We start from the raw sequence: 21,169 nt of genomic DNA, 5'->3' as shown, positions 1-21,169 counted from the left end.
CTGACGCGTCATGGGCCCATCGGCAGCGCGCTGAACCCGCGCGCTGTCCGATGGCCACCGAGTGGACTCAGTACGGCCTAGGAGCGGGCCGTCAGCCGCAGTTGGGCGTCACCCCAGTCCGCGTGGTCGAAGTTGATGCCGTCGCCTCCGTCCGTCGCCCGCAGCGTCAGCCGCTGCACACCCGCGATGTCGACATCGATCGGCTGTGCCGCGTCCGCGCGCGTCAGCACCCCGGTCGTGGCCAGTACCCGCCCGTCGCCGATCACTTCGAAGACGACGCTGCCTTCGCCGGTCACCTCGTCGTCGATGCCCACCTTGGCGGTGAACCGGTCGTAGGCCCCGCCGATGTCGACGGAGACCTCGCCCGCGGCGTGCATGCCCAGACCCTTGTCGTACGCCGTGCCGCGGATGCGCAGCGGACCGCCGTCACCGGCGCTGTTCTCGCCGTTGGACATGTCGCGCTCCACCGGTCCCCAGCCGTTGCGTTCGGCGGCGAACGGCAGGTCGCTCACAAAGTCGACCCCGGGCGGCGAGACGAAGACCCGCACCGTCCTGTGTGAACGCAGAAGAGTGCTCCGGCCCGGCACGCGGTAGCCGACGGCGACCACCACATCGCTGTTGCCGTACGCGGCATCCGCCGGGACACGAACCGTCCAGCGGGCGTCGAGGGGCTTGCCCGTGGGCAGTTGACCGGCCTCGGCGCCAGGGCCCTCGACGGTCCAGCCCGTCGGGCCCGTTGCGGTGAGGGCGACGTCGGTGGCGGGGCCGAACTCCTCGACGAGGAACCGGCCTTCGACCTGCACGCTCTCTCCCGGCTCGGCCTGGATTCTCTGCGGCCCGGCTGTCAGCGTGGTCAACGGCATCCGGTCCACGGGCCGGTCGCACGTGGTGCGGCCGGGCTCGTACCGGCAGACCAGCGCGGCGAAGCCGCCGTTCTGCACGGTCGGCACCGACAGCGTGTCGCGGCGGTCGACCACCTGCGATTCGCGGACCAGCCCGCCCTGTCCGTCGCGTACGACGTCCACCCGCCAGCGTCCGCCGCCGAGGAAGTCCAGGGGCACCCGCTGTGTCTCCGCCGCACCCGCCGTGACGCTGCCGAGGAACCAGCGGTCTCCGTGCCGCCGCGCGAAGGTCGCCCCGTCGCCCGGGTGGCCGGACAGCAGCCGTGACTCGTCCCAGACGGTCGGCACCTGCTCGAGGAAGCGCTCCAGCTGCGGGCGGTCGCGATAGGCCTGCACCGAACCGGCGAAGTTCTGGAAGCCGGACTCGTAGACGACGGAGAGCGCGAGCTCGGCGGCCTCCGACGTGTTGCGCGTGCCGAACTGGAAGCCCATCGGCGTGAAGTCCATGGACCCCACGACGTTCCGGGTGAACGGCAGGGTGGCCACGTCACGGATGGAGACATTGCCCTGCTCGGCGCCGTACACCGCCTCCATCGTCATCACATGCGGCCAGGTGCGCTGGATGCCGTGCGGGATGGTCGAGCCGTGGAAGTTGACGAGCAGTTTCTGCTGCGCCGTGGCCTCGAGGATGTCGTCGTACCAGCGGAAACGCGCCTGAGAGTCGGAGTCCATGAAGTCGATCTTCAGCCCAGTCGCGCCCCATCCCTTCACCTTCGGCAAAATCGCCTCGCGCTCGGCCGCGGTGTCCAGATCGCTCCAGTGCATCCACAACAGCACTTTCACACCGCGCTGTTGGGCGTATGTGATCAGCTGGGGCATCCAGTCGGTGGTCTTCCAGCCGTCGTCGACGAGCGTGTACTCCCAGCCGTGCGCGGCGCTGTAGTCGACGAACCGCTGCTGCGTCTCCAGACTGCGCTGCGCCGCTCCGAACCCCGCGAGCCAGGACCACGCGACCCTGCCGGGCCGTATCCAGGAGGTGTCCTTGATACGGGACGGGGAGGCCAGGTCGTCCACGAGAGTGGACCCTGTGACGGCGGCGAGGTCGCCGATGACGGCCGTACGCCAAGGCGTGGCCAGCGGTCCGGCCGAGGTGATCCGCTCGTCGGCAAGCGCCACTTCGTACCGGCCGGTTCCTGCCTGGTGCACCAGGTGGCTGCCGGCGTACCTTCCGTCGACGTCCGACTCGGTCAGCAGCACGTACTTGGCGCCGACCTGGAAGAGCGAGGGGTAGCCGAAGTTCCCGGCGGGCGCTGCCGCGGCGGTCGTCTCGGTGTGCGGACGTTCGTAGTTGGGCGTGTACGGCATCAGCCAGGCGGGCGAGGCTGCCGGCAGCTGGAACGCGGACGCCTCCCGGAGCACCGTCACTTCGCCCTGCTCCGGCAGCACATAGCGGTAGGCGACGCCGTCGTCGGAGACTCGGACGAGCAGATCGAGGCGTGCGTCGTTCTGACCCGTGAAGGAGAAGCGCGTCTGTGTCATCCGTGTGCTGCGCCGGCGCTCCTTGCCGGTCATGGTGTCGTACCGTTCGGTGATCTCCTGGGTCTGGCGACCCCGCAGGCGCAGGCCGGAGGTCAGATCCGCGGCGGTGGTGACGATGCCCAGCGGAGCGCTCTCCAAGACGGTCGTCCCGCCGCTGCGCACGCTCAACGACAGCGTCCCCCGGGAACCGTCGAGCCGTACGTCCGCCGTCAGACGGTCCTGCTTGGCTGCGGCTTGCTGGGTGACGGTCCAGGCTCCGTCCTTCCGTTCGGTGGCGCCGGCGGGCACCGTGAGAGCGCCGACGCCGAGCACGGCGCTCAGCACGGCGGCGAGCAAAGTCAGAAGTCTGCTGCGTGATCCGGGTGATCTTATGAGCACCGAAAGCCTCCGCTTGACCAGCCTGGCAACGTTGTCAATCTCGCTCCGCCCGCCCGGTTCGATGGTGACGAACCCTCAACTACGAACAAGCTCAAACGAAATCGGACGGCGCATCCCCAGTGATTACAGGCTTCTCCTGAGGCTGTAAACCCCCTGCGCTACGCCGGGTTGCCCAAGGGAGTGGAGGTGGTCAGTCAAGAATCGCGAGGTGGTCGGCCGCGCCCCCGCGCCACTCGATCATGAAAAGGGTGGCGTCGTCGCTGGTGCGCCCACTCCGTTCGCCCTTGAGCATGTGGGAGAGCCGGCGCAGATCCGCTCGCACCCCTTCCGACGGCTGCTCTCCCAGGCGGTTGACACATCGGATGAGGCGCTCCTCGCCGAACGGCTCCCCGCCGGCTACGTGCTCCTCGATGATGCCGTCGGTGTAGCAGAGCACCCGGTCGCCTCTCTGGAGACTGTGCTCTCTTGCTCGGGGAGCCTCACCGCCGAAGCCGACGGGCAGCGTCGTCGCGCTCTCCAACTGCCTGACGACCCGGCCGTCGCGGATGAGCAGCGGCGCGGGGTGGCCCGCGTTGACCAGCGCCATCTCGCCGGTGGTGATGTTCATGTGCATCAGCTGCGCCGTGACGAAGTGGTCGGGGCCGAACTGCCGGGAGATGGCATCGTCCATGAACGCGTACTTCTCGGCCAGGCCGATGAACACGCGCCGGGCATGCCGATAGGCGCCGATGGCCACGGTCGCCATCGTGGCCGCGTCCAGACCGTGGCCCATCGCGTCAATCAGGGCCGCGTGCAGGATGTTGTCGTTGAGTGCGTAGTCGAAGCTGTCGCCGGCGACGCGGTAGGCCGGCTCCAGGATGCCGGCCACCTCGACCTGCGGCACCGACATCGACAGCGGCGGCAGCAGGGTCCACTGGATCTCCGCGGACACGCTCATCGGCTCCCGGCGCCGGGCCTGGAAGAACTGGTCGGTGTAGGCGTTCTTGGTGACCAGCAGGTCGGCCACCAGACCGGAGAGCCGACTCAGCAGCCGTCGATCGTCCTCGCTGACGGCGTCCAGGGTGAGGGTCATCACGCCCACCGTGTCGCTGCCGTCCAGCAGCGGCAGGTACATCCGGATGCCGCCGCGGGCCTGCGGTACCTCGACGATCTCCCCGCGCAGAAAGGCCCGGCCGGCGGGGGAGTCCATCACCGGCTCGGGTTGGCCGACGTGCAGCTTCCTGCCCGGAAGCGGCACCAGCAGTTCCTGCGCGTAGTCCTGTAGCAGGATGGAGACGTCACGGCCTCCGACCCTGCTCACCTCCTCCGCGATCAGTGGAGCGATCAGCTGCGGCGGCAGATGCCGAGCCCTGTCCAGCAACAGGCCGAGCAGCCGCTCACCAAAACCCTCCGACCGATCCTCCGCGATCTCTTCGCCCATGGCCGGTTCGCCACCTTTCCTGCCCCGCCCTGGTCGCCGCCTGCGCACAACGTGACCTGGCAAGCCCGACCGAGCGGCTCATTACGCCGTACGCGGCATGTCGGCCAAGGCTGTGCGCAGTTCGAACCGCGGCGTGAGCGTGCTGGGTGTGCCCGTCCGAGCGGCGGGATGTGACGAAGGATGGGATGACCGACGAGGTGTACGGCCGGACCGGTCTCCCTACGCCACTGTCGTCGCCGCCCCGACCGCCACACCTGATTCGCGCGGCCCTTGCCCACTGAGGCGCGCGAGCCCCCGCCGGGCTGGACCGCCCGTTGCGGTGGCCATCACTTCAGGGCTGTTGTTATGCAGCGTGTTCGTGATCGGCGAGGACTTCGTGGATGACCTGTCGTGCGATACCTGTCATGACGGGGTTCGTGTCTTGGTAGTACGACAGCTCGAGGAGCGCGATCGACAATGCCCAGCCGCGGCCTCGCGCCCAGGCCGCGTCGTCAACTCCCAGCGCGGCCCGGAAGATGCCCCGCGCTTCGGTCGGCAGCACGTACCACGCCGCGATCAGGTCGACCGCGGGATCGCCAAGGCCCAGGCAGCCGAAGTCGATGACGGCGCTGAGCCGCCCATGGAGCATCAGCAGATTTCCCGGTTGCAGGTCCGCGTGGATCCAGACTGCCGGACCTCGCCGAGCGGGGGTCAGCAGGGCTGCGTCCCATGCGTCGGTGGCCGCGTCGGTGTCGACGATTCCACGCAGCTGCGCTATCGCGGCGCGGGTCGCCGGGTCCCGCTCCGCCAGGTGCTCGCTGCGGTAGGAGGCAGGCCCGTCCGCCGGGTCCATCCGGTGCAACGCGGTGACAAAGTGGGCCAAGTCCCTTGCGAGCAGGCCCGGTTCGGCGATTCGCCCGATGGCCGGGCGCTCGCCGTCGAGCCAGCGGTAGACGGACCAGTGCCAGGGATAGCCCTGGGCAGGTGTTCCTTTGCCCAGCGGCACGGGAATGGCAATCGGCAGCGACGGGGCGAGCCGGGGCAGCCACGCGTGCTCCTTCTCGACATCGTCGGCGGCACCCGCGGTGCGGGGTAGCCGTACGACCATGTCTTCGCCGAGCCGGTACATGGCATTCGATGTGCCGAGGGAGCCGACCGGTTCGACGGGAAGCCCAGCCCACTGCGGAAACTGCGCGGCAATCAGCCGATGCACCAGTGCGGTGTCGACGTCCGGCTCGTCGGCATGCATCTTGCCGGTGTGCATGAGCGCCTTCCTGAGGAGCGAGGCGGTTCCACCGCGCGTCAGGGGACGACGACTGCGTGGAGGGACCGGACCGACGGTCGTCGGCCGACGGCCATACGAACGTTCCGGGACATGACCCGTCAACTCATTTCCGGAGCAAAGCAACGTCAGGCCGCAGGCCCGAGCAGAGACCTGAGTCAGCCGGCACCGGTGACCGCCTTCGCGTCATCCGGTCGGCTCGCTGCCGGACCACACCGCAAGGTCCCCGCCCGGCAGCGACACAAACCGCCAGCCTCGAGGTCCCGTCACCTGCCACGCCTCGAACGACGGGTCCGCCCGGCAATTGAGTTGCAGTCCGTTGTCGAAGGCCAGCCGAAGTGTGCCCGTCTTGAAGGCCACGGCCGACACGACCTTGGCGCCAAACAGCGCCAGAGCTGCTGCTACATCCTGTCGCGCGGGATCCAACATCTCCTGCGGACCACCCTTGGCAGCCGACTCCTGCGACAGTTGGCACGGGCACTCCAGAACAACGCAGGCATCCGACCCCAGCAGCAGCGACAACTGGTGGTCGACGCTGATTTTGGTGACAGTCAGATCCCGAAGACCCAAGATCCAACGGTCTTCATGCTCGGCAAAGCCGGATTCACTCACCAGTGCACGATGCACTGCCGCTTGCCGAAGACGCCAGTCAGATCCACCCACCGGAAGCCGCACAGTTGCCGCCAGGTGGGGCCAGAACCCGCTCCGGAGCGGAGGCGTGCTCTTCGGGTACCTGAAAACAGGCGGCCCGGGCGTGGCGGACTGCGGGATGTGATCAGCAAGCGCTCCTCGAGTACAAGGCAGCGTTCGCGGTGCGAAGCCAGGTGTGTCACCGACCCACGCCTTGACGGTGTGGCTAGGCTCGCAAGGGTGGCTGAACTTTCCCCAGAGGTACGCAAGCTGCTCATCGGCCGGAACATGGCCCACGTCGCGACGTTGATGCCCGACGGCTCCCCTCACGTCTCGCCGGTCTGGATCGCCGTCGAGGGCGATCGCCTGGCCATCTTCTCTGCGCAGGAGAACATCAAGCTCAGAAACCTGCGCCGGGACGGCCGGGTGGCAATCTCTGTGTGCGACGAGCACAACCCGTACCGCAGCGCGGTGATCCGCGGCCGGGTTGCCGCAGAGATCGAGGGCGAGGAAGCGGTCGCCGTCATGGACCGGATGAGCAACCGTTACGTCGGCAGCGACTTCCCCGTACGCAGGGCGATCGTGTCACTCATCGAGCCCGAGCACGTGCGCTTCCAGGAACTGCCTTTCCAACACCCGTCGAAGCCCTGAGCCCGCCCGGCGCAGCGCCTCGTGCCGGGCAGTGCCGTGCCGCCGGCCGAGGCGCAGAGGCCGAGACCATCAGGTCAGCGCCGATCGCACGGACGCTAGTCACCAACCGCGACTCGCCTACACGAATATCAGGCGGTCGCTGGCTCTCGCAGCCGCCGGACGCGCAGTACGGCAGTCAGCATGGGGAGGGCGAACTCGCCGTCGGCGGTCTCAGGTCTGCTCGCAAGGAATGCGCGGATCCGGCCGAGCGCGGCCTCACGTTCCTGTTCCGGCATGACCAGGACCCCCGCGCGCGTCGCGATGGTCGCGACGAGAGAGTCGGCGGTGCGGCGCTGCCCGTGCGGGAATTCAGCCTGCTCCGGCGAGCCGAACCGGGCGGCAACGCCAGTCTTTGGAAGGTGCATGTCTGCCGTCTCGGCACGCCAGCTGGTGGGCGTGTCACGCGGGCCGATGGCCGCGCTCCCGCTGACCCGCGCGAGCCCGGCAACCCACTCGACCCGGTCGTCCATGACGTTCCACAGGCCGGCCAGGATGCCGCCGGGTGCGAGGACCCTGGCGATCTCGGGTCCCGCGACGGACATGTCGAACCAGTGCATGGCATTGCCGGCCAGCACGGCATCGACGGACGCGTCCGGCAGCGGTATCGCCTCGGCGCTACCCGGCAGGGCACGGACAGCCGGCAGTGAGCGGCGCAGCTCGGTCAGCATCGACGGGTCGGGCTCGACCGCGATGACTTCGGCACCCAGCGCGATCAGCGTGGCGGTCAGCTTGCCGGTTCCGGCACCGAGGTCGAGCACTCGCGGGCCGGACGCGGGCTCGAGTGCCCAGCGCACCGCGGCCTCCGCGTAGTCCGGACGGTGCTCGGCGTATGAGACCGCCGCTGCGCCGAACGACGAGGCGTGAAGTAGCCGTTCGTCCTGATCCACGCGGACACCTTAACTGTGACCAAACCGCGCTGCTACCCGCCTGCGCCACACATCGTCGCCGCGACGCCGTGTCCTTCAGACCATCGAAGGCCAGCGTTGGGGAAGTTGGAAAAGGCCCAGTGCGCGGGCGCAGAATCCTGCTGAGAGGGCCGGCCGGGGCTACTGTGTAGCCCTGACAAATCGTCACGAAAGGATCAGGCTGTGGCCTCTCGACTCAACCCGTACATCAGCTTCGACGGTGACGCCAAGAAAGCCCTGGAGTTCTACAAGGACGCCCTCGGCGGCACCCTGACGGTCAACACCTTCGGCGATTTCGGCTCCGAGGCCCCGCCCGGGTACGCCGACAAGATCATGCATGGCCAGCTTGAGACCCCGAGCGGCTTTACGCTCATGGGCGCCGACAACCCTCCAGGCATGGAGCGCACGGCCGGCAACAACTTCGCCGTCAGTCTGAGCGGCGACGACGCCGACGAGCTGCGTGGCTACTGGGAGAAGCTGTCCGACGGCGGCAATGTGTCGGTCCCGATGGAAAAGCAGATGTGGGGCGACGTGTTCGGCATGTGTACGGACAAGTTCGGGATCACGTGGATGGTCAACATCACGGAGGCCGGGGCCTGACCTCCCGGCACCCTCCTCAAGGGCCCTCTCCACCCGTGCCGACTACGCGAAGCGCCTCGTGTTGGAGGGGTGGAGAGGGAGGGCCCGGAGGAGCGTCGCCGTGCCGGTTTCGGCTGGCGGAGCGGTCCTTGGGGTCCGCCATGCTGTTGCTCGCGTGATCACTACGCCGTGAGCGGCGAAAGCTCCAGTCGCTCGACGTGGCCAAGCGGCCGAAGTCTCCTCCGCGGCCGCAGTCTCCGCGGCCCCGGTGATCTCTTCTCCCCGGCTGCGTTGAATGCGGCGGCGGGCTGTCGCGGACGGCGACGCGCCTTACTCCTGCCCCGCCTCATGCGTCGCGGATCGGGCCAGCTCAGTGATGAGGTGCTCAACCGCGACAGCGGCGACGGTGCCGCTGTCGGCGACTTCGGGCACGACGTCGCAGGCGGAGCGGCGCAGTTCGAGCCATCCGAGGAAGGCGGCGTACGCAGTGACTGCCTGACGCCGGGCTGTCGCCGGAGGCAGGCCGAGCTCGGTGTAGAGGTCGGTGAGGTAGGCGATCCGCCGTTCCGTGACCCGCCGCAGGACCGGGGCGACGGCGGGGTGATCGGCATGGGCGACGATCGCGGGCTCCAGGCCGTTGATGTTTTCCTGGCCCAGCGCGGTGGTGAACAGGGCTGCCAGCCGCTCCCGCGGATCGGCGATGTCGCTCAACTCCGAGATCAGGGCTGCGGTGTCGTCCTGCTCCCAGATTTCCAGCGCGGCCGTCAGCAGTGCGTCGCGATCCTTGAAGTGCCAGTAAAAACTGCCGCGGGTTGTTCCCAGCTCGCCGGCGAGTGCGTTGACCGATACCGCGGCGACTCCGCCGCGTGCCATTGCGCGCAGCGCCACGGTCGACCAGTCCTGGGGTGTGAGGTGCCTTCTAACCATCTCCGTACAGTACTGTATGGTCATTCCCATACAGGGCTGTACGGAGCGACTGGGGGAGCAGTATGACGCTGACGAAACTTGCCGGTGGGACGGCCGCGGTCGGACTCGCGGCGGTCGGGGCACTGCACGGGATCTGGACCTTCTCGCCCTGGCCACTGGTCAGCCGTGCCGACTTCGCCCGTACGGTCGTTGGGGTCGCAGAAGCAGACTTGCCCACAGCGGAGTTGACGGCCGCAGTCGCGGCGGCGCTCGGGGCAGCGTCCTATGTGGTCGCAGCCCAGGCCGACTTGTTCCCGCAGGTGCGGCCACGTCGGTTGGTGCGCCTGAGCGTATGGGGTGTCTCGGGTGTGCTGCTTCTGCGAGGTGCGGCTGGTCTGGCCACCTCGGCCCTGACCAGCCGACCGACCGATTTCACCCGGTGGGACCTGGCGCTGTATTCCCCGCTGTGTCTGGCGCTCGGCGGGCTGACGGCATACGTCGCTGCCTCCACTCGTGCCCCACGCCACCAAGACCGGCGCCACGTCATCGGGAAACTCGCGGACCGTAAGAATCAAGGACGCTGACAATGACACGATGGATTCCCCGACTTGTGATCGGGCTGACCGCAGTGCACTTTGCGGTCGCGCTGATCGCCTCCAGCACCTTCGGTGATGTGGCCCGCGACGGATTCTGGAACGCCGTCCCTGGAGAACCGCAGCGCGAGTACGAGATGTGGTTCTTCCTCGCGGGGTTCGGTCTCCTCGCCTTGGGCACACTCAGCCAACGCATCGTTCGTGACACCGGCAGGCTCCCGGCACAACTGGGCTGGTATTTGCTGGCTATCGGTGTGCCGCTGCAGATTCTCTACCCCGTCTCCGGTGCACCCGGGCTGATCGTGCTCGGGGTGCTGGCCCTGATCGCGGCCCGGCAGGGCAGTGTGGGGGAGAGCCGTCGGACGTGACTTGGAAGGTGTTCATGGTGGCGTTGGCGTTCACCGCTGCGGGCTGGGTCGTCGCAGCAGCGCTGACGCTTCCCACGGTTTCGCCGCCTACGCATCCGCCTGCCAGCGACGCCCGTGCTGAACGAAGCCGCCGGCGCCCATTCAAATGGCGGCCGATGACTTCGGCAGTCTACCAACTGCCGTCGTACGCACCTGAGTTCAACCCTGTTGAGGGGGTGTGGTCGCTCCTGAAGAGGTTTCCCTGGTCAATCTCACCAAGCACAGCCTCGAACAGCTCACCGCGTTGGTGAAGACCCGGCTCAAACAGATGCAGTACCGACCCGGTCTCATCGACGGCCTCATCACCAAGACCGGGCTCGACCTTCAACCCGCCGTAACCCAGCCATTGAAGTTCTCTAGAGGCCCGTCCCGGACATGATCTCCCTCTGACATCACTGTGCCTGACGACATGAGTGGGCCGCCCAGTCCTCAGGGCCGCGATGAAGGCGGTCGCCGGTAAGCGGGATCACTTCTTGACGCGCGAAGTCCGATAGAGCTCGGCGGTGAGGTCGGCTAGCTCCGGCGGAGACGTGTCCGCGAGTTCGGTGGCGGCCACAGTGCTGTGGTCGGCCCAGACGCAGACCACGTGCGGTGTCCTCGTCACGGTGCCCTTGTACACGTTCTTGAATGTGTACAGGTTCTTCCGGCACATCATCACGGCGCCCTCGAAGCCCTCCAGGTCGAACGTCCTGGGGCCGCCGACCCACTTCGTGTAGCCGAAGCTGAAAGGGAACTGCTCGTTCTTCTCGATCGAGCGGAACATGCGGGCGACCGCTTGGTCGGGGTCGGGAATCCGGCCCTGGAGTCCTCTGAAGACCAGGTAGCGGGCACCTTCCGAGTCAGGGTCGCCCAGCACGTAGTCGGCGCCCGTGCCGGTCGCTTTCTCGACGATCCTGTTGGCGTCATTCGGTTCGATACCGATACCCCAGACCTCCGTCTTGGCCGCATAGCAGTCCGCGTCGGACGGCTGACCCGCGCAGTCCACGATCCCGACATAGGTGTTCCCGTATCTGCGGTGCTCCTTGTACTCGCCAACCAACCGCGGCGGGGCAAGCTTGTACGCCGCGGTGTCGGCTCCCTCGGAGGCCGCCGTACAGCCCGAGCCCGCGAGTACGAGGAGCGCCCCCACGCCCACCGCGATCAGGGCTGTTTGCAGTCGTCTGGTACGCACGGGCTGTGTTCCTCCATCGTCGGTTCAGGCGGTTCGACCACCGTGAGCCGCAGAAGGTTGCCCTGAGGCACCCGGCGTACGTACAAGCGCAGCGACCTGTCTGACGCGGCCGATGGCCGTCAACCACCGGTGACCACACCACGGTCGATCTTTCGACGGCCGCATCACCAAGACCGGGCTTGACCTTCAACCGCCGTAACCCCAGCCATTGAAGATCTCTGGCTCGTGTTGCGAGAAAAATCAACGGGCGCAAAAGATGCCTGCCGTGGAAACCAGGGAACTGCCCGTGATGGTCACGGCTGGCAATAATCCGTTGGCCTGTGGCAGGGATGCCACTCCTTCCGGTCGTGATCTCCGCTTAGCGTTTCACGGGAGCACGCGTCCAAGCGTTCCCAAATACGGAGGAGGTGCCAGGAGACATGCAGATGAAGTGGCGGGCCTTCTCCACCAGTCGGCGGACAACGCGCGGCCGCTAGAAGTCGGCATGCGTGATGACAGCCGGCGTCCCGATACGCGGAGATCTGTATCTCACCTCTCCTCAGAGCCTCTTATAAGCCGTGGCGTTTTCCCGGTGAAGGTGTCGCTAGTGCCACCGGGAGACGAGATGGCAGCCAGTTCGTCTTCAGAGGCGTCCTCGGCACAGGCCGGACATCAAGCACCGAAAGGAAAGCCTTCCATGCACGCACAGATCGTCCTGTTCGATGGTTTCGATCCACTCGATGCCATCGCCCCTTTCGAGGTGCTGTACGCCGGCGGCGTCGCCTCCGACGGCGCGGTGAGCGTGGAGTTGGTATCCGCGGAGGGCCCGCGCGAAGTGGTCAGCGGCACCGGGGGCCTGGCCTTGCGCGCGACAGCCGCCCTCGACCCGGGACGCGCCGGTCTCGTCCTGGTCCCCGGAGCGTCGGGCCGCATCGGCGAACCCGGTGAGGTTCCCGACGCGGACGAGGAAGAGGACGCGGAGGCCGGCGATGGACGGCGGGACGAGTTCATCCCCGTACTGCTCGGCCGCACCTTGGACACCGATCTGCCGAAGCTGTTGCGAGCGGCGATGGAAAATCCGGAGGTGACGGTCAGCACGGTGTGCGGCGGCTCGCTCGTCCTCGCCATGGCCGGCCTGCTGGAGGGCCGCCATGCCACCACCCACCACCTGGGCCTGGACATGCTGGACGCCACCGGCGTGCACGCGGTGAACGCCCGTGTCGTCGACGACGGCGACCTCATCACCGGCAGCAGCGTCACCTCCGGACTCGACCTCGCCCTGTATCTGCTGGAACGTGAGGTGGGCCCCCAGATTGCTCACGCCGTCGAAGAACTCTTCGGCCATGAGCGCCGCGGCACTGTCTGGCGCAATCAGGGCCCGACAGCCGCCGCCTTTTGACCGCCCTCGCCGTGCCCAGCGTCAATCCCTTCCATGCCAACTCGCCAGGAAGAGCAGCACTATGCCCGTTGAAGGTATCTGGGACCTGACCATGTCCACGCCCATCGGCAAGATCAAGGCCGTGGCCACCCTCCGACGGGAGGACGGTGTCCTGACCGGCACCGCCCACGGGTCGGGAGAGGAAGTACCGCTCAGCGACGTTGTCCTCGACGGCGACCGGCTCACGTGGAAGCAGGCCATCACCAAGCCCCTGCGGCTGAACCTGGCCTTTGCCGTGACGATCGACGGCGACACGCTGACGGGAACTTCCAAGGCCGGACGCCTTCCGGCCTCGAAGGTCACCGGCGAGCGCCGCATCGCTGAAGTGGGCGCTGACAACTGACCGTGACGAAACGGCACTCGCCGTCACTCGACCCGGAAACCGCCAGCACCCTCGCCGGCTGTGAATGGATCAAGAAGGGTGGCCGCGCCACCCGTCAAGCGTCGAAGTGGCGGCGAGAGGCCTCGATGTGACCGAGGTACTGGTGGGTCCAGTCGCACAGTCCGTCGATCGTCACCCGCAAGGCCCGGCCCGGCTCAGTGAGGGTGTACTCGACCCGCGGCGGCACGACGGGGTGCACCGTCCGCTCGATCAGACCGTAGCGCTCCAGCATGCGCAGGTTCTGGGTGAGCATCTTGTGACTGATGCCCTCGATCTCGTTCCGCAGCTCGCTGAAACGCAGCGTGCGTTCCCCAAGGGCCTCGATGATCAGGAGCGCCCACTTGTTGGCGACGTCCGAGAAGATCTCCCGTGCCAGAGAGTCCGCGCGCCTCAGGTCCGCAGCCTCGGGCGAGCCGCTGAACTGCTTGGTCACCATTAGGTTCCCCAGTCACCGAAAAGTGCGTTCTTCCATGTCAGCGACCACTCTCCTACGGTTCCTGAGTAACCGCAAGAGACCGAGAACGTCTTGGCTCGGCGGAAGTGAGCCCATGGGCTCTCATGACAAGGAGGCGGGCAGCATGGCCATCACCCTGGTAAACCCCAGTGGACTGCCGGAGATCGATGTCTACCGACAGGTGTCGATCGCGACCGGATCGAAGCTGGTCTTCATCGCCGGGCAGGTCGCCTGGGATGCCGACGGGGTCACGGTCGGCGAAGGTGACCTCGCCGCTCAGGTCGAGCGGTGCTACCTCAACGTCGGCACCGCACTGGCCGCAGCCGGTGGTTCCTTCGACGACGTGGCGAAGCTGATCGTCTACGTCGTCGACTGGACCCCGGACAAGATGCCCCTGTTGCTGGAGGGGCTTGCTCGGGCGGCCGCGAAGCTGGGGGTCACGCCGATGGCGCCGGGCACGCTGATCGGCGTGGCGGCATTGGACGTACCCGACCATCTGGTGGAGATCGAAGCCACCGCGGTCATCGACTGAACATGTCTGCTTCGTCCCGAGGTTGTTCCTGACCTCGAGCCTCGAACGCCTGAGCATTGGTGATGCACGGCCGCATGGTCAGGCGCTGCAGTGGTCAGGCGTTGTACTCGTCGGGGAGACGCATGGCGGGTCCGCCGACCTGCAGGCCGAGTGGGACGGCGCGTCCCTTCGGCTCTTCCCACGCCTCCTGGCGGCCGAGTGCGGTGAGGTCGAGGTAGTGGTAGCCGTTGTGGAACTCTTCGATGCCACGGCCGAACGTGGAGTAGGTGTGGAAGACCTCGTCGCCGACGCGCAGGAATGCGCTGATGCCCGGATAGTCGCCGCGCATGGCCTCCGACCACGGCATTCCGGTCTCGGCGAGCTCGGATTCGGTGCGGTGGAAGATCTGCACCGGTGCGATCCGGTCGTCGACGGTCGCGTGGAAGTCGTAGTTGAAGTCGCTGCCGGTCGAGGAGTACCAGGGGAATGTCCACCCCATCCGCTCGCGGTACGCGGCGAGTTTCGCGTACGGCGCCCGTGTCACCGCGGCCAGCGTCGTGTTGCGCACATGCAGCTGCCTCAGGCCGCCGATCCCGTCGGCCGCGGAGGAGCAGCTGGGGCATCCGGTGGCGCAGGGGTGCTCGGCGCCGGCGGCGTCGATGTCGAAGGTCCACATGAAGTGGTGGATCACCAGTTGCGGCCGTCCCTCGAACAGGTCGAGCAGGCTCACCGTCCCGTTCGGGCCTTCGAAGGTGTACGGCTTGTCGATGCGGACCATCGGCAGCCGCCTCCGGTCGGCGTTGACCCGGTCGCGGGCGCGAGTGAGCTCCTTCTCCTTGGCCAACAGCTCCTTGCGGGCAGCGAGCCACTCCTCGCGCGAAACCACCTCGGGCAGATTCGCCATCGTCGTCATCTTGGTTCTCCCAGCTGCTCTCGTTGTGCCATCAGGCGAAGCGGGGCACGCCTCCAGATTGCGCCGCGCTCGGGCCTGCCGGCCTCACCGCGCCACGCCACGCCACGTCGCGCCGGCGAGCGGTAGCCCCGAACTCCGCCGACGCTGTGTCATCGCAGCCGCCGGCTGGTCTTCTGGTGCTTGTCGGGCTCGGCTGTGCCTTCAGCCTCGCGCAGGCCGGGTGTGGTCTCGATTGCGGCCTCGCTCCATCTGCCGTAGCGGTCGGCGAGGACCGCGGCCGACATCCCGTGGAGCAGGATGCTGAGGCCAATGGTGACCGCGACGACCCTGCCCAGCAGCGTGACCCCGGGCACATGCTCCTCCACCACGAGCATTCCCAGTGCCACGGACGCCAGGCCGCGGGGCCCGAACCAGCCGATGTAGGCCACGGTGGGTGGCCGAAGTCTGCTCAGGGCCAGCGCCATGGCCACCGGCACCATCCGGATCACCGTCAAGCTGAGGACCGCGTAGGTGACGATCCGCCAGTCCAGGTGCTCCAGCGCTGGGCCGAGGAGTACCGCGCCGAAGACCAGGAAACTCAACTGCGCCAACAGACCGCCGAGGTACTCGGCCAGCTCGGCAGGTGGCTCGTGCGCCTCGTCCTGCTGGCCTGACGGGTTTTTCCGCAGCTGGACGGCGAACGCGAAGCCGGCCACCCACGCGGCGATGAACCCGCTTCCCTCCGTGGCATCGGCCAAGGTGAATGCGCCGAAGGCGATGGCCAGGACGAAGACCTGGTGCCATTCGCGTGTGATCCACCCTCTGCGGCGAGACCACTGCAGTGACCGTCCGCCCAACCCTCCGACGGCCAGGCCGATAGCGGTGCTGAGTACCAGTGCCCGCCAGAACACGCCTCCCAGGCCTTCCTCTGACGTGGCCGTGCCGGGCAGGGCCGCGAGGAAGAGGACGAAGAACGGCAGCACCATGCCGTCGTTCAGGCCGCTTTCCACATTGAGTCCCTGGCGGACGACTGGCGGGACGCGAGGGTTGGCGATTGCGGCCTTGCCGAGTGCCGCGTCGGTGGGGGCGAGAATCGCGCCGACCAGAGCGAACTCCCACAGCGTCAGGCCCGGTAGCAAGGGCCATGCCAACAGCCACCCCGCCCCGATGGTCAACACCAGGCCGATGGCCAGCAGGCGAAGCGGAAGGAAGCCGCCGGTGCGCAGGTCCCGTCGGCGTACGGTCATCGCATCGGTGAACAGAACCAGGGTCAGCGCGGCCTCGACCAGCAGCAGCACCGAGCCGGCGTCGTGTTCCATGTCGAGGACGTCGAGCGCCGCCGGTCCGATGAGCACACCCAGGCCGGTGAACACCATGGGCGCCGACACCGGCGTCGTGGAGAGCCGCCGTGAGAACAGCGCATAGCCGGCGGTGACGGTTGCCACCGCGGCAGCGGTCCAGGCACTGCCACCGCTCATGACGCCTCCGTTGTCACGTCGCCGCACACACCCCGCGACGATGGCAGTCGGTGCCCGGCTCAGCGCGTGACATGACTGCCCATCATGATGACGGCTTGTTGAGCGGCCATTGTGGCCCGGCGCCAGGGCCGGGGACGGCATTGACACGGCACCAGTCCGCCGACGCCGAAGCAGTTCTCGTGGTCCACGGGGGGTGGCGGGCAATGTCGGATGTGCTCAGAGCCATCTCAGCTCCCACAGGCGCCAGATCCCGTTGCCCTCGGCCAGGTGGTGACCGCCGATGACAGTGGCGCGGGTTACCACATGGTTCTTCTTCTGCCACAGAGGGACCAGCGGTACATCCCGTGCGACTGTCTGTTGAATTGACCGGAACTCCGCGATGGTCTTCCCGCGGTCGGTGTGTCGCTGTGTGTTCTGGATCGCACCGTCGACCTCAGCCGAGGCGTATCCGTTGTGAAGGGTGTTGCCCGTCCCCACCAACGGCTGCACGAAGTTGTCCGGGTCGGAGAAGTCGGGCATCCATGCTGTGATGAAGGCGTCGAACTCGCCACGTTGGCACCGTTGTTGATAGGTATTCCAGTCAGCTTCCTCGACGAGCTCGACTTGGAACAGGCGGTTCGTCTCCAGTTGCTGCTTCAGTTCTCTTGCCTCCAAGGCGGCGGTGCCGGTCTGATGTCCCAGAGTGACGGGCACTGGAGTGGTGATGCCGGCGGAACGAAGGCGCTGTGCCGCGTACCGGGAATCCATCTCTGGGTACTCATCGAAGAATGCGGTGCCGTGACCGGTGACGCCTTGGGGGATGAGTGAGTACAGCGGCGTCACCGTGTGGCTGAACACCTCGCCTGCCAGTCGTCCGCGGTCGACGAGGGCGGCGACGGCTCGGCGGGCCGCGACGTCTGTCAAGGGATTCCGTGCGGAGCGCAGGTTCATCACGAAATAGCGCGCGTACGCGCTCTCCCCGATGGAGAGGCGCACGTCCGGGTCGCGGGGGTCGATCTGCGCGAGGGCTGCGGACGGCAGTCCGCTGTAGGCGACGTCGATGGTTTTTGCTTTCCAGGCCCTCTCGACGTCCTGTGGCGTCGGGTAGTAGCGGATGTGTACCGGTATGCCTTTCCTCGTCGCGGCCCCCTTGTATCTGGGGTTCGGTTCGAGGTCGATCACCTTCCCCTTTCGGTGGGAGGAGACCACATAAGGGCCAGATCCGACGATGCTGTCGTTCTCTCGGAGCTTGTGGAAGGGAAACTCGGCCGGATCAACGATCGAACCCGCTCCGGTGGCGATCTTGTAAGGCCATGTGGCATCTGCTGTGCCGAGGTGAAACGTCACGAGGGAATCGCTGGCTTGCACTGAGCGCAGATTCGCGAACAGCGGAGCGGGCCCCAGGGGGTGACGTATACGCAGGATGCGATCGAAGGAATGCTGCACCGCTATGGCGGATACCGGATGTCCGTTGGAGAACACCACGTCGTCGCGGAGTTCGCACCGATAAGTTTTGAGTGCAGAGTCAGTGAATCCGCATTTCTTGGCCGCGTCAGGTCTAGGGATGGGCGACCCTGCGTCGAAGGTGAGCAGGCTCTGGTACACGTTGTTGTACACAGCCAAGGATCCGCTGTCGTACGCGCCGGCAGGGTCGAAGTGGGTCAAGCCGTTGGCCGTCCCGATGACGATCGGCTCTTGCGCGTCCTTGGCCGACAGTAATTCGCAACTCCCGATCAGCAGTAACGCGACGGCCCCCGCTGCGATGCCCAGGCGGTTCGGCTTCATGAGTATCGTTCTCCTCTCCTGAGCCATGCACTCGTCGATGTCGTCGGCACTGTCGTTGCCGGACGCGTTCTTCAGGCGGTGGACGGTGCCGTCGGAGCCAGTCAGGTTCTGGTGGCGGAGGCGCCGCCGTACGGAGAGCTCGCCTTGCCGGCCGCGTACGTCAGCATCGGCCTGACCTGGTTCCAGAAGGTGTTCTGGCAGGAGTACGCCGGGTGGAAGCCCGCGCAGGCGCCGCTGCTCGGCCCGATCTCCCAGGTGAAGGAGGGGACTCCGAGCTGGTCGTAGGCCCAGTCGTCGTGGCCGCCGCTGGCGTCGTAGAGGATCTCGCCGGGCTGGCCGTACTGCCACCCGCCGGCCAGCCGCGCCATCTCCTTGCCCATGGCCCGCAGCGCGGCGTCGTTGCCGCTCCCGGTGTCCCCGTCGAAGCCCCAGGGGAACAGCACCATGTTCGCGTAGCTGTGCAGGGTGACGAACATGCCCTGGGTGCCGGCCGCGGCCGCCGCCGAGTCTCCCGTGGCGCGGGTGTCGGGGAACAGCTTGCGGTAGAGGGCCTGGAGCGCCTTGTTCTCGGTCTCGGAGTCCGCGGACCGGCCTTTGTAGACCGGGTCGCACGGTTGGGAGCTGGTGCTCGCGCCGCCCCAGTGGCTGCTGTTGTTGCGGTTCAGGTCGATGCCGCTGCCGGTGCTCGGCCCCTCCGCGCAGGTGGTCGTGGAATGGGTGTGGTTGGCGTTCTTGCGGTGCCACTGCTGGCCCGAGGGGCCGCCCGTGAAGCCCTGCTGGACCATGTCCACGCCGTCGGGATTGCCGATCGGGACCACCCAGATCTCGCGGGTGTCGAGAATCTTGGTAGCCGTCGCGTCGGAGCCGTAGCCGTCGGTCAGGTAGTCGATCCACCGGTAGGCCATCTCACCCGTGGTCAGTTCCCGGGCGTGGACCTGCGCCTGGAGCAGGAAGCGCGGCTTGGTCGAGTTGGGGGTCAGCCGGCAGCTACCGCTCTGCTTCACGGTGAGGCAGATTGCCTTGAGGTCGTAACCGCCCGGCCTGCCGGTGGACTTGCGCCAGGAGTCGCCGATGTCGACGACGGTGGCGAGTGACGCGTGGTCGGCGGCTACTTGGTCGAGGTGGGCGTACTGGGCGTTCACGGTGCGGTAGCCGCCGTTGTACGTCTCCTCGGCGACGGCCTCGGTGAGCGCGGGAGCCTGACCGCTGCGCTTGGGGGCCTGCCCGCCGGCGGGCGTCAGTTTCTGCTCCACGCTCGGGTGCAGGCCGGCGGCCTTGAGTTGCAGGGCCGTCGCCGCGTCGCCGAGCACGAACAGGTCGTCGCCGTCGCGGTCCTCGATGAGATCGAAGCCGGCGAGCCTGCTCTGCGGCAGCTGGGCGGCGCCGGGAATGCGGTAGACGTACGCGCGGTCGTCGGTGACCGCGCTCCGGTCGGCCGGCGCGGCGATGCCGTAACCGGTGCCGGCCGCGATGGCTGCCGCGGTGGCGGCCGTGACGAGCCAGTGGACGAACTTCACTTGCACAGGAACCTCATTCGGCGTGGGGGATGACGGGCGCTCCGGTGGGAGGGGCCGTCCGGCCGGGGTCGCGGACGGACGACCCCTCGCGGGATCAGAGCGTCACGACCGGCCGATGAAGCCGATGTGGAGAAGGCTGTTGGGCGAGCCGGCGCCGAGGCCGGTCAGCTCGCCCTGGGTGGCGTTGCTCTTGAGGGCGGACTGCACCTGAGCGGGGGTGGCGGACGGGTTGGCCGTCAGGTAGAGCGCAGCGGCGCCCGACACGTGCGGGGCGGCCATCGAGGTGCCGTTCATCGTCGCTGAGGCGGTGTTGCTCGTGATGCCCGCCGAGACGATCGCGGAGCCGGGCGCGAAGATGTCGATGCAGGAGCCGATGTTGGAGAAGTCCGACCTGGTGTCGGACCGTGTGGTGGAGCCGACGGTGATCGCCTCGGGCACCTTGGCGGGGATGATGTTGCAGGCGTTGTAGCCGTAGTCGTTGCCGGCTGCGGCGACGTTGACGATGCCCGCGGCGACGGAGTTCTTCACGGCCGTCGCGACGGCCGAACTGCCGGACTTGAAGCTCATGTTGGTGACGGCGGGCTTCACGGCGTTGCGGGTGACCCAGTCGATGCCGGCCGCGATGGCCGTGGCGGTCGTGTTCCCGGCGCAATTGAAGACCTTGACCCCCACCAGCTTGACGCCCTTGGCGACACCGTAGGACGTGCCACCGACCGTGCCGGCCACGTGGGTGCCATGCCCATGACAGTCCGTGTTGTTGCTGTCGACGGTGTTCGTGCCCCAGGACGCGCGTCCGCCGAAGTCGTTGTGCGAGGTGCGGATGCCGGTGTCGATGACGTACGCGGTGACGCCCGCGCCGGTGTTGGGCGCCGTGTAGGCGCTGTCGAGTGGCAGGCTCCGCTGGTCCACGCGGTCCAGACCCCAGGAGGAGACCGCCTCCAGCGAGGCTGTGGTGTCCTGCTCGACATGGGCGACGGCCGGGTCCGCCGCGAGCCGCTTGGCCTGCTTTTCGGTCATCATGACCGAGAAGCCCTTGAGCGCGGAGCTGTAGGTGTGCTTGACCTTGCCGCCGTAGCGCTTCGAGAGCGCGGCCTTCCGGTCCTCGACACCCTTCGCCGTCGTCCCGTCCTTGAGGACGACGAGGTAACTGTCCTTGACGGTGTTGCGCGCTCCGGCTCCCAGGATGCTTCCCTCGGCGGCGTTCGCCGTGCTCGGCACGGCCGCCAGCGCTGTGGCGGCCAGACCGGCGGCGAGCGCCGTCCCGAGTATCTTCCGTGCAGGCAGTGCGGTTCTCTGGTGCATCGATGCTCCTTGTCCATGCAGGCCGTCCGGTGGCCGGGTGGCCTGCCCGTGGGGGTTGACGGCATGGGGAACGCCGCCGCGCGACGGTGAGGGTCGAACTACCGCGGCGGGCCCTGGACAAGGATTGGGCC

At 67.5% G+C, this 21,169-nt stretch carries 21 protein-coding genes; 8 read left to right on the top strand and 13 right to left on the bottom strand.

Annotated elements, in window-relative coordinates:
• Nucleotides 1-77: 77 nt before the first annotated feature.
• The 4 genes from ACH4YL_RS13290 to ACH4YL_RS13275 all read right to left on the bottom strand — a co-directional run bounded on the left by ACH4YL_RS13290 (nucleotide 78) and on the right by ACH4YL_RS13275 (nucleotide 6,052).
• Entirely contained in the window at nucleotides 78-2,717 is a 2,640-nt protein-coding gene (locus ACH4YL_RS13290; RefSeq protein WP_398507409.1) for a glycoside hydrolase family 97 catalytic domain-containing protein, read from the bottom strand.
• A gap of 232 nt (nucleotides 2,718-2,949) precedes the next feature.
• Entirely contained in the window at nucleotides 2,950-4,179 is a 1,230-nt protein-coding gene (locus ACH4YL_RS13285; protein WP_398507408.1) for a PP2C family protein-serine/threonine phosphatase, read from the bottom strand.
• Between the two features lie 343 nt (nucleotides 4,180-4,522).
• Complete coding sequence (locus ACH4YL_RS13280; RefSeq protein ID WP_398507407.1) at nucleotides 4,523-5,422, bottom strand: aminoglycoside phosphotransferase family protein; 900 nt, start codon at nucleotides 5,420-5,422, stop codon at nucleotides 4,523-4,525.
• Between the two features lie 204 nt (nucleotides 5,423-5,626).
• Nucleotides 5,627-6,052: a DUF6188 family protein gene (locus ACH4YL_RS13275; protein ID WP_398507406.1), complete on the bottom strand. Its 426-nt coding sequence runs from the start codon at nucleotides 6,050-6,052 to the stop codon at nucleotides 5,627-5,629.
• A 258-nt stretch (nucleotides 6,053-6,310) separates the two neighbouring features.
• Here ACH4YL_RS13275 and ACH4YL_RS13270 point away from each other — a divergent pair, with 258 nt between their 5' ends.
• Nucleotides 6,311-6,721 (top strand): PPOX class F420-dependent oxidoreductase, encoded by a 411-nt coding sequence (locus ACH4YL_RS13270; protein WP_398507405.1) that lies wholly within the window; start codon nucleotides 6,311-6,313, stop codon nucleotides 6,719-6,721.
• Between the two features lie 128 nt (nucleotides 6,722-6,849).
• Here ACH4YL_RS13270 and ACH4YL_RS13265 read toward each other — a convergent pair whose 3' ends face one another.
• On the bottom strand, nucleotides 6,850-7,647 hold the full coding sequence (locus ACH4YL_RS13265) for a class I SAM-dependent methyltransferase (protein ID WP_398507404.1): 798 nt from the start codon (nucleotides 7,645-7,647) through the stop codon (nucleotides 6,850-6,852).
• Between the two features lie 201 nt (nucleotides 7,648-7,848).
• Here ACH4YL_RS13265 and ACH4YL_RS13260 point away from each other — a divergent pair, with 201 nt between their 5' ends.
• The gene (locus ACH4YL_RS13260) at nucleotides 7,849-8,265 is read left to right on the top strand and encodes a VOC family protein (RefSeq protein WP_398507403.1); all 417 of its coding nucleotides are present in this window, start codon (nucleotides 7,849-7,851) and stop codon (nucleotides 8,263-8,265) included.
• A gap of 309 nt (nucleotides 8,266-8,574) precedes the next feature.
• On the opposite strand, the gene ACH4YL_RS13255 is transcribed toward ACH4YL_RS13260, so the two are convergent.
• The gene (locus tag ACH4YL_RS13255) at nucleotides 8,575-9,171 is read right to left on the bottom strand and encodes a TetR/AcrR family transcriptional regulator (protein ID WP_398507402.1); all 597 of its coding nucleotides are present in this window, start codon (nucleotides 9,169-9,171) and stop codon (nucleotides 8,575-8,577) included.
• A gap of 62 nt (nucleotides 9,172-9,233) precedes the next feature.
• Here ACH4YL_RS13255 and ACH4YL_RS13250 point away from each other — a divergent pair, with 62 nt between their 5' ends.
• The 3 genes from ACH4YL_RS13250 (at nucleotide 9,234) to ACH4YL_RS13240 (ending at nucleotide 10,529) form a co-directional block, all read left to right on the top strand.
• A complete protein-coding gene (locus ACH4YL_RS13250; protein ID WP_398507401.1) occupies nucleotides 9,234-9,734 on the top strand; it encodes a DUF3995 domain-containing protein in 501 nt (166 codons plus the stop codon).
• 2 nt (nucleotides 9,735-9,736) lie between these two features.
• Nucleotides 9,737-10,111 carry a DUF6463 family protein gene (locus tag ACH4YL_RS13245; RefSeq protein WP_398507400.1) on the top strand — a complete coding sequence of 125 codons (375 nt, stop codon included), beginning with the start codon at nucleotides 9,737-9,739 and terminating at the stop codon, nucleotides 10,109-10,111.
• Between the two features lie 217 nt (nucleotides 10,112-10,328).
• On the top strand, nucleotides 10,329-10,529 hold the full coding sequence (locus tag ACH4YL_RS13240; protein ID WP_398507399.1) for a hypothetical protein: 201 nt from the start codon (nucleotides 10,329-10,331) through the stop codon (nucleotides 10,527-10,529).
• Between the two features lie 87 nt (nucleotides 10,530-10,616).
• Here the strand turns inward: ACH4YL_RS13240 and ACH4YL_RS13235 are convergent, their stop codons facing one another.
• Nucleotides 10,617-11,321, bottom strand: coding sequence for a hypothetical protein (locus tag ACH4YL_RS13235; protein ID WP_398507398.1), 705 nt, complete (start codon nucleotides 11,319-11,321; stop codon nucleotides 10,617-10,619).
• A gap of 676 nt (nucleotides 11,322-11,997) precedes the next feature.
• Between ACH4YL_RS13235 and ACH4YL_RS13230 the strand changes: the two genes are divergently transcribed.
• Both ACH4YL_RS13230 and ACH4YL_RS13225 read left to right on the top strand, forming a co-directional pair.
• Nucleotides 11,998-12,699, top strand: coding sequence for a DJ-1/PfpI family protein (locus tag ACH4YL_RS13230; protein WP_398507397.1), 702 nt, complete (start codon nucleotides 11,998-12,000; stop codon nucleotides 12,697-12,699).
• Nucleotides 12,700-12,760: 61 nt separating this feature from the next.
• Complete coding sequence (locus ACH4YL_RS13225; protein WP_398507396.1) at nucleotides 12,761-13,081, top strand: hypothetical protein; 321 nt, start codon at nucleotides 12,761-12,763, stop codon at nucleotides 13,079-13,081.
• A 94-nt stretch (nucleotides 13,082-13,175) separates the two neighbouring features.
• Here ACH4YL_RS13225 and ACH4YL_RS13220 read toward each other — a convergent pair whose 3' ends face one another.
• On the bottom strand, nucleotides 13,176-13,556 hold the full coding sequence (locus ACH4YL_RS13220; RefSeq protein ID WP_398507395.1) for a winged helix-turn-helix transcriptional regulator: 381 nt from the start codon (nucleotides 13,554-13,556) through the stop codon (nucleotides 13,176-13,178).
• Between the two features lie 142 nt (nucleotides 13,557-13,698).
• Between ACH4YL_RS13220 and ACH4YL_RS13215 the strand changes: the two genes are divergently transcribed.
• A complete protein-coding gene (locus tag ACH4YL_RS13215; protein ID WP_398507394.1) occupies nucleotides 13,699-14,106 on the top strand; it encodes a RidA family protein in 408 nt (135 codons plus the stop codon).
• 94 nt (nucleotides 14,107-14,200) lie between these two features.
• Here the strand turns inward: ACH4YL_RS13215 and ACH4YL_RS13210 are convergent, their stop codons facing one another.
• The 5 genes from ACH4YL_RS13210 to ACH4YL_RS13190 form a co-directional block, all read right to left on the bottom strand.
• The gene (locus tag ACH4YL_RS13210) at nucleotides 14,201-14,998 is read right to left on the bottom strand and encodes a DUF899 domain-containing protein (RefSeq protein WP_398507393.1); all 798 of its coding nucleotides are present in this window, start codon (nucleotides 14,996-14,998) and stop codon (nucleotides 14,201-14,203) included.
• Between the two features lie 149 nt (nucleotides 14,999-15,147).
• The gene (locus tag ACH4YL_RS13205) at nucleotides 15,148-16,455 is read right to left on the bottom strand and encodes a cation:proton antiporter (protein ID WP_398507392.1); all 1,308 of its coding nucleotides are present in this window, start codon (nucleotides 16,453-16,455) and stop codon (nucleotides 15,148-15,150) included.
• A 216-nt stretch (nucleotides 16,456-16,671) separates the two neighbouring features.
• Entirely contained in the window at nucleotides 16,672-18,219 is a 1,548-nt protein-coding gene (locus tag ACH4YL_RS13200) for an ABC transporter substrate-binding protein (protein ID WP_398507391.1), read from the bottom strand.
• A 101-nt stretch (nucleotides 18,220-18,320) separates the two neighbouring features.
• Nucleotides 18,321-19,742 (bottom strand): M14 family zinc carboxypeptidase, encoded by a 1,422-nt coding sequence (locus tag ACH4YL_RS13195; RefSeq protein ID WP_398507390.1) that lies wholly within the window; start codon nucleotides 19,740-19,742, stop codon nucleotides 18,321-18,323.
• A gap of 96 nt (nucleotides 19,743-19,838) precedes the next feature.
• Nucleotides 19,839-21,038 (bottom strand): S8 family peptidase, encoded by a 1,200-nt coding sequence (locus ACH4YL_RS13190; RefSeq protein ID WP_398507389.1) that lies wholly within the window; start codon nucleotides 21,036-21,038, stop codon nucleotides 19,839-19,841.
• Nucleotides 21,039-21,169 lie beyond the last annotated feature (131 nt).

It is taken from the genome of Streptomyces sp. NPDC020681 (assembly GCF_044334895.1).
Taxonomy (GTDB): Bacteria; Actinomycetota; Actinomycetes; order Streptomycetales; family Streptomycetaceae; genus Streptomyces.
Note: the sequence above shows the minus strand (reverse complement) of the source record. Positions and strands in the feature narration are given on the sequence as shown.

Bases quoted from the DNA above. Each gene is read 5' to 3' on its own strand.
- ACH4YL_RS13255 (WP_398507402.1), bottom strand. From the start codon at position 9,171: ATGGTTAGAAGGCACCTCACACCCCAGGACTGGTCGACCGTGGCGCTG.
- ACH4YL_RS13250 (WP_398507401.1), top strand. From the start codon at position 9,234: ATGACGCTGACGAAACTTGCCGGTGGGACGGCCGCGGTCGGACTCGCG.
- ACH4YL_RS13215 (WP_398507394.1), top strand. From the start codon at position 13,699: ATGGCCATCACCCTGGTAAACCCCAGTGGACTGCCGGAGATCGATGTC.
- ACH4YL_RS13230 (WP_398507397.1), top strand. From the start codon at position 11,998: ATGCACGCACAGATCGTCCTGTTCGATGGTTTCGATCCACTCGATGCC.
- ACH4YL_RS13280 (WP_398507407.1), bottom strand. From the start codon at position 5,422: ATGCACACCGGCAAGATGCATGCCGACGAGCCGGACGTCGACACCGCA.
- ACH4YL_RS13225 (WP_398507396.1), top strand. From the start codon at position 12,761: ATGCCCGTTGAAGGTATCTGGGACCTGACCATGTCCACGCCCATCGGC.
- ACH4YL_RS13190 (WP_398507389.1), bottom strand. From the start codon at position 21,038: ATGCACCAGAGAACCGCACTGCCTGCACGGAAGATACTCGGGACGGCG.
- ACH4YL_RS13200 (WP_398507391.1), bottom strand. From the start codon at position 18,219: ATGAAGCCGAACCGCCTGGGCATCGCAGCGGGGGCCGTCGCGTTACTG.
- ACH4YL_RS13220 (WP_398507395.1), bottom strand. From the start codon at position 13,556: ATGGTGACCAAGCAGTTCAGCGGCTCGCCCGAGGCTGCGGACCTGAGG.
- ACH4YL_RS13205 (WP_398507392.1), bottom strand. From the start codon at position 16,455: ATGAGCGGTGGCAGTGCCTGGACCGCTGCCGCGGTGGCAACCGTCACC.
- ACH4YL_RS13285 (WP_398507408.1), bottom strand. From the start codon at position 4,179: ATGGGCGAAGAGATCGCGGAGGATCGGTCGGAGGGTTTTGGTGAGCGG.
- ACH4YL_RS13210 (WP_398507393.1), bottom strand. From the start codon at position 14,998: ATGACGACGATGGCGAATCTGCCCGAGGTGGTTTCGCGCGAGGAGTGG.
- ACH4YL_RS13245 (WP_398507400.1), top strand. From the start codon at position 9,737: ATGACACGATGGATTCCCCGACTTGTGATCGGGCTGACCGCAGTGCAC.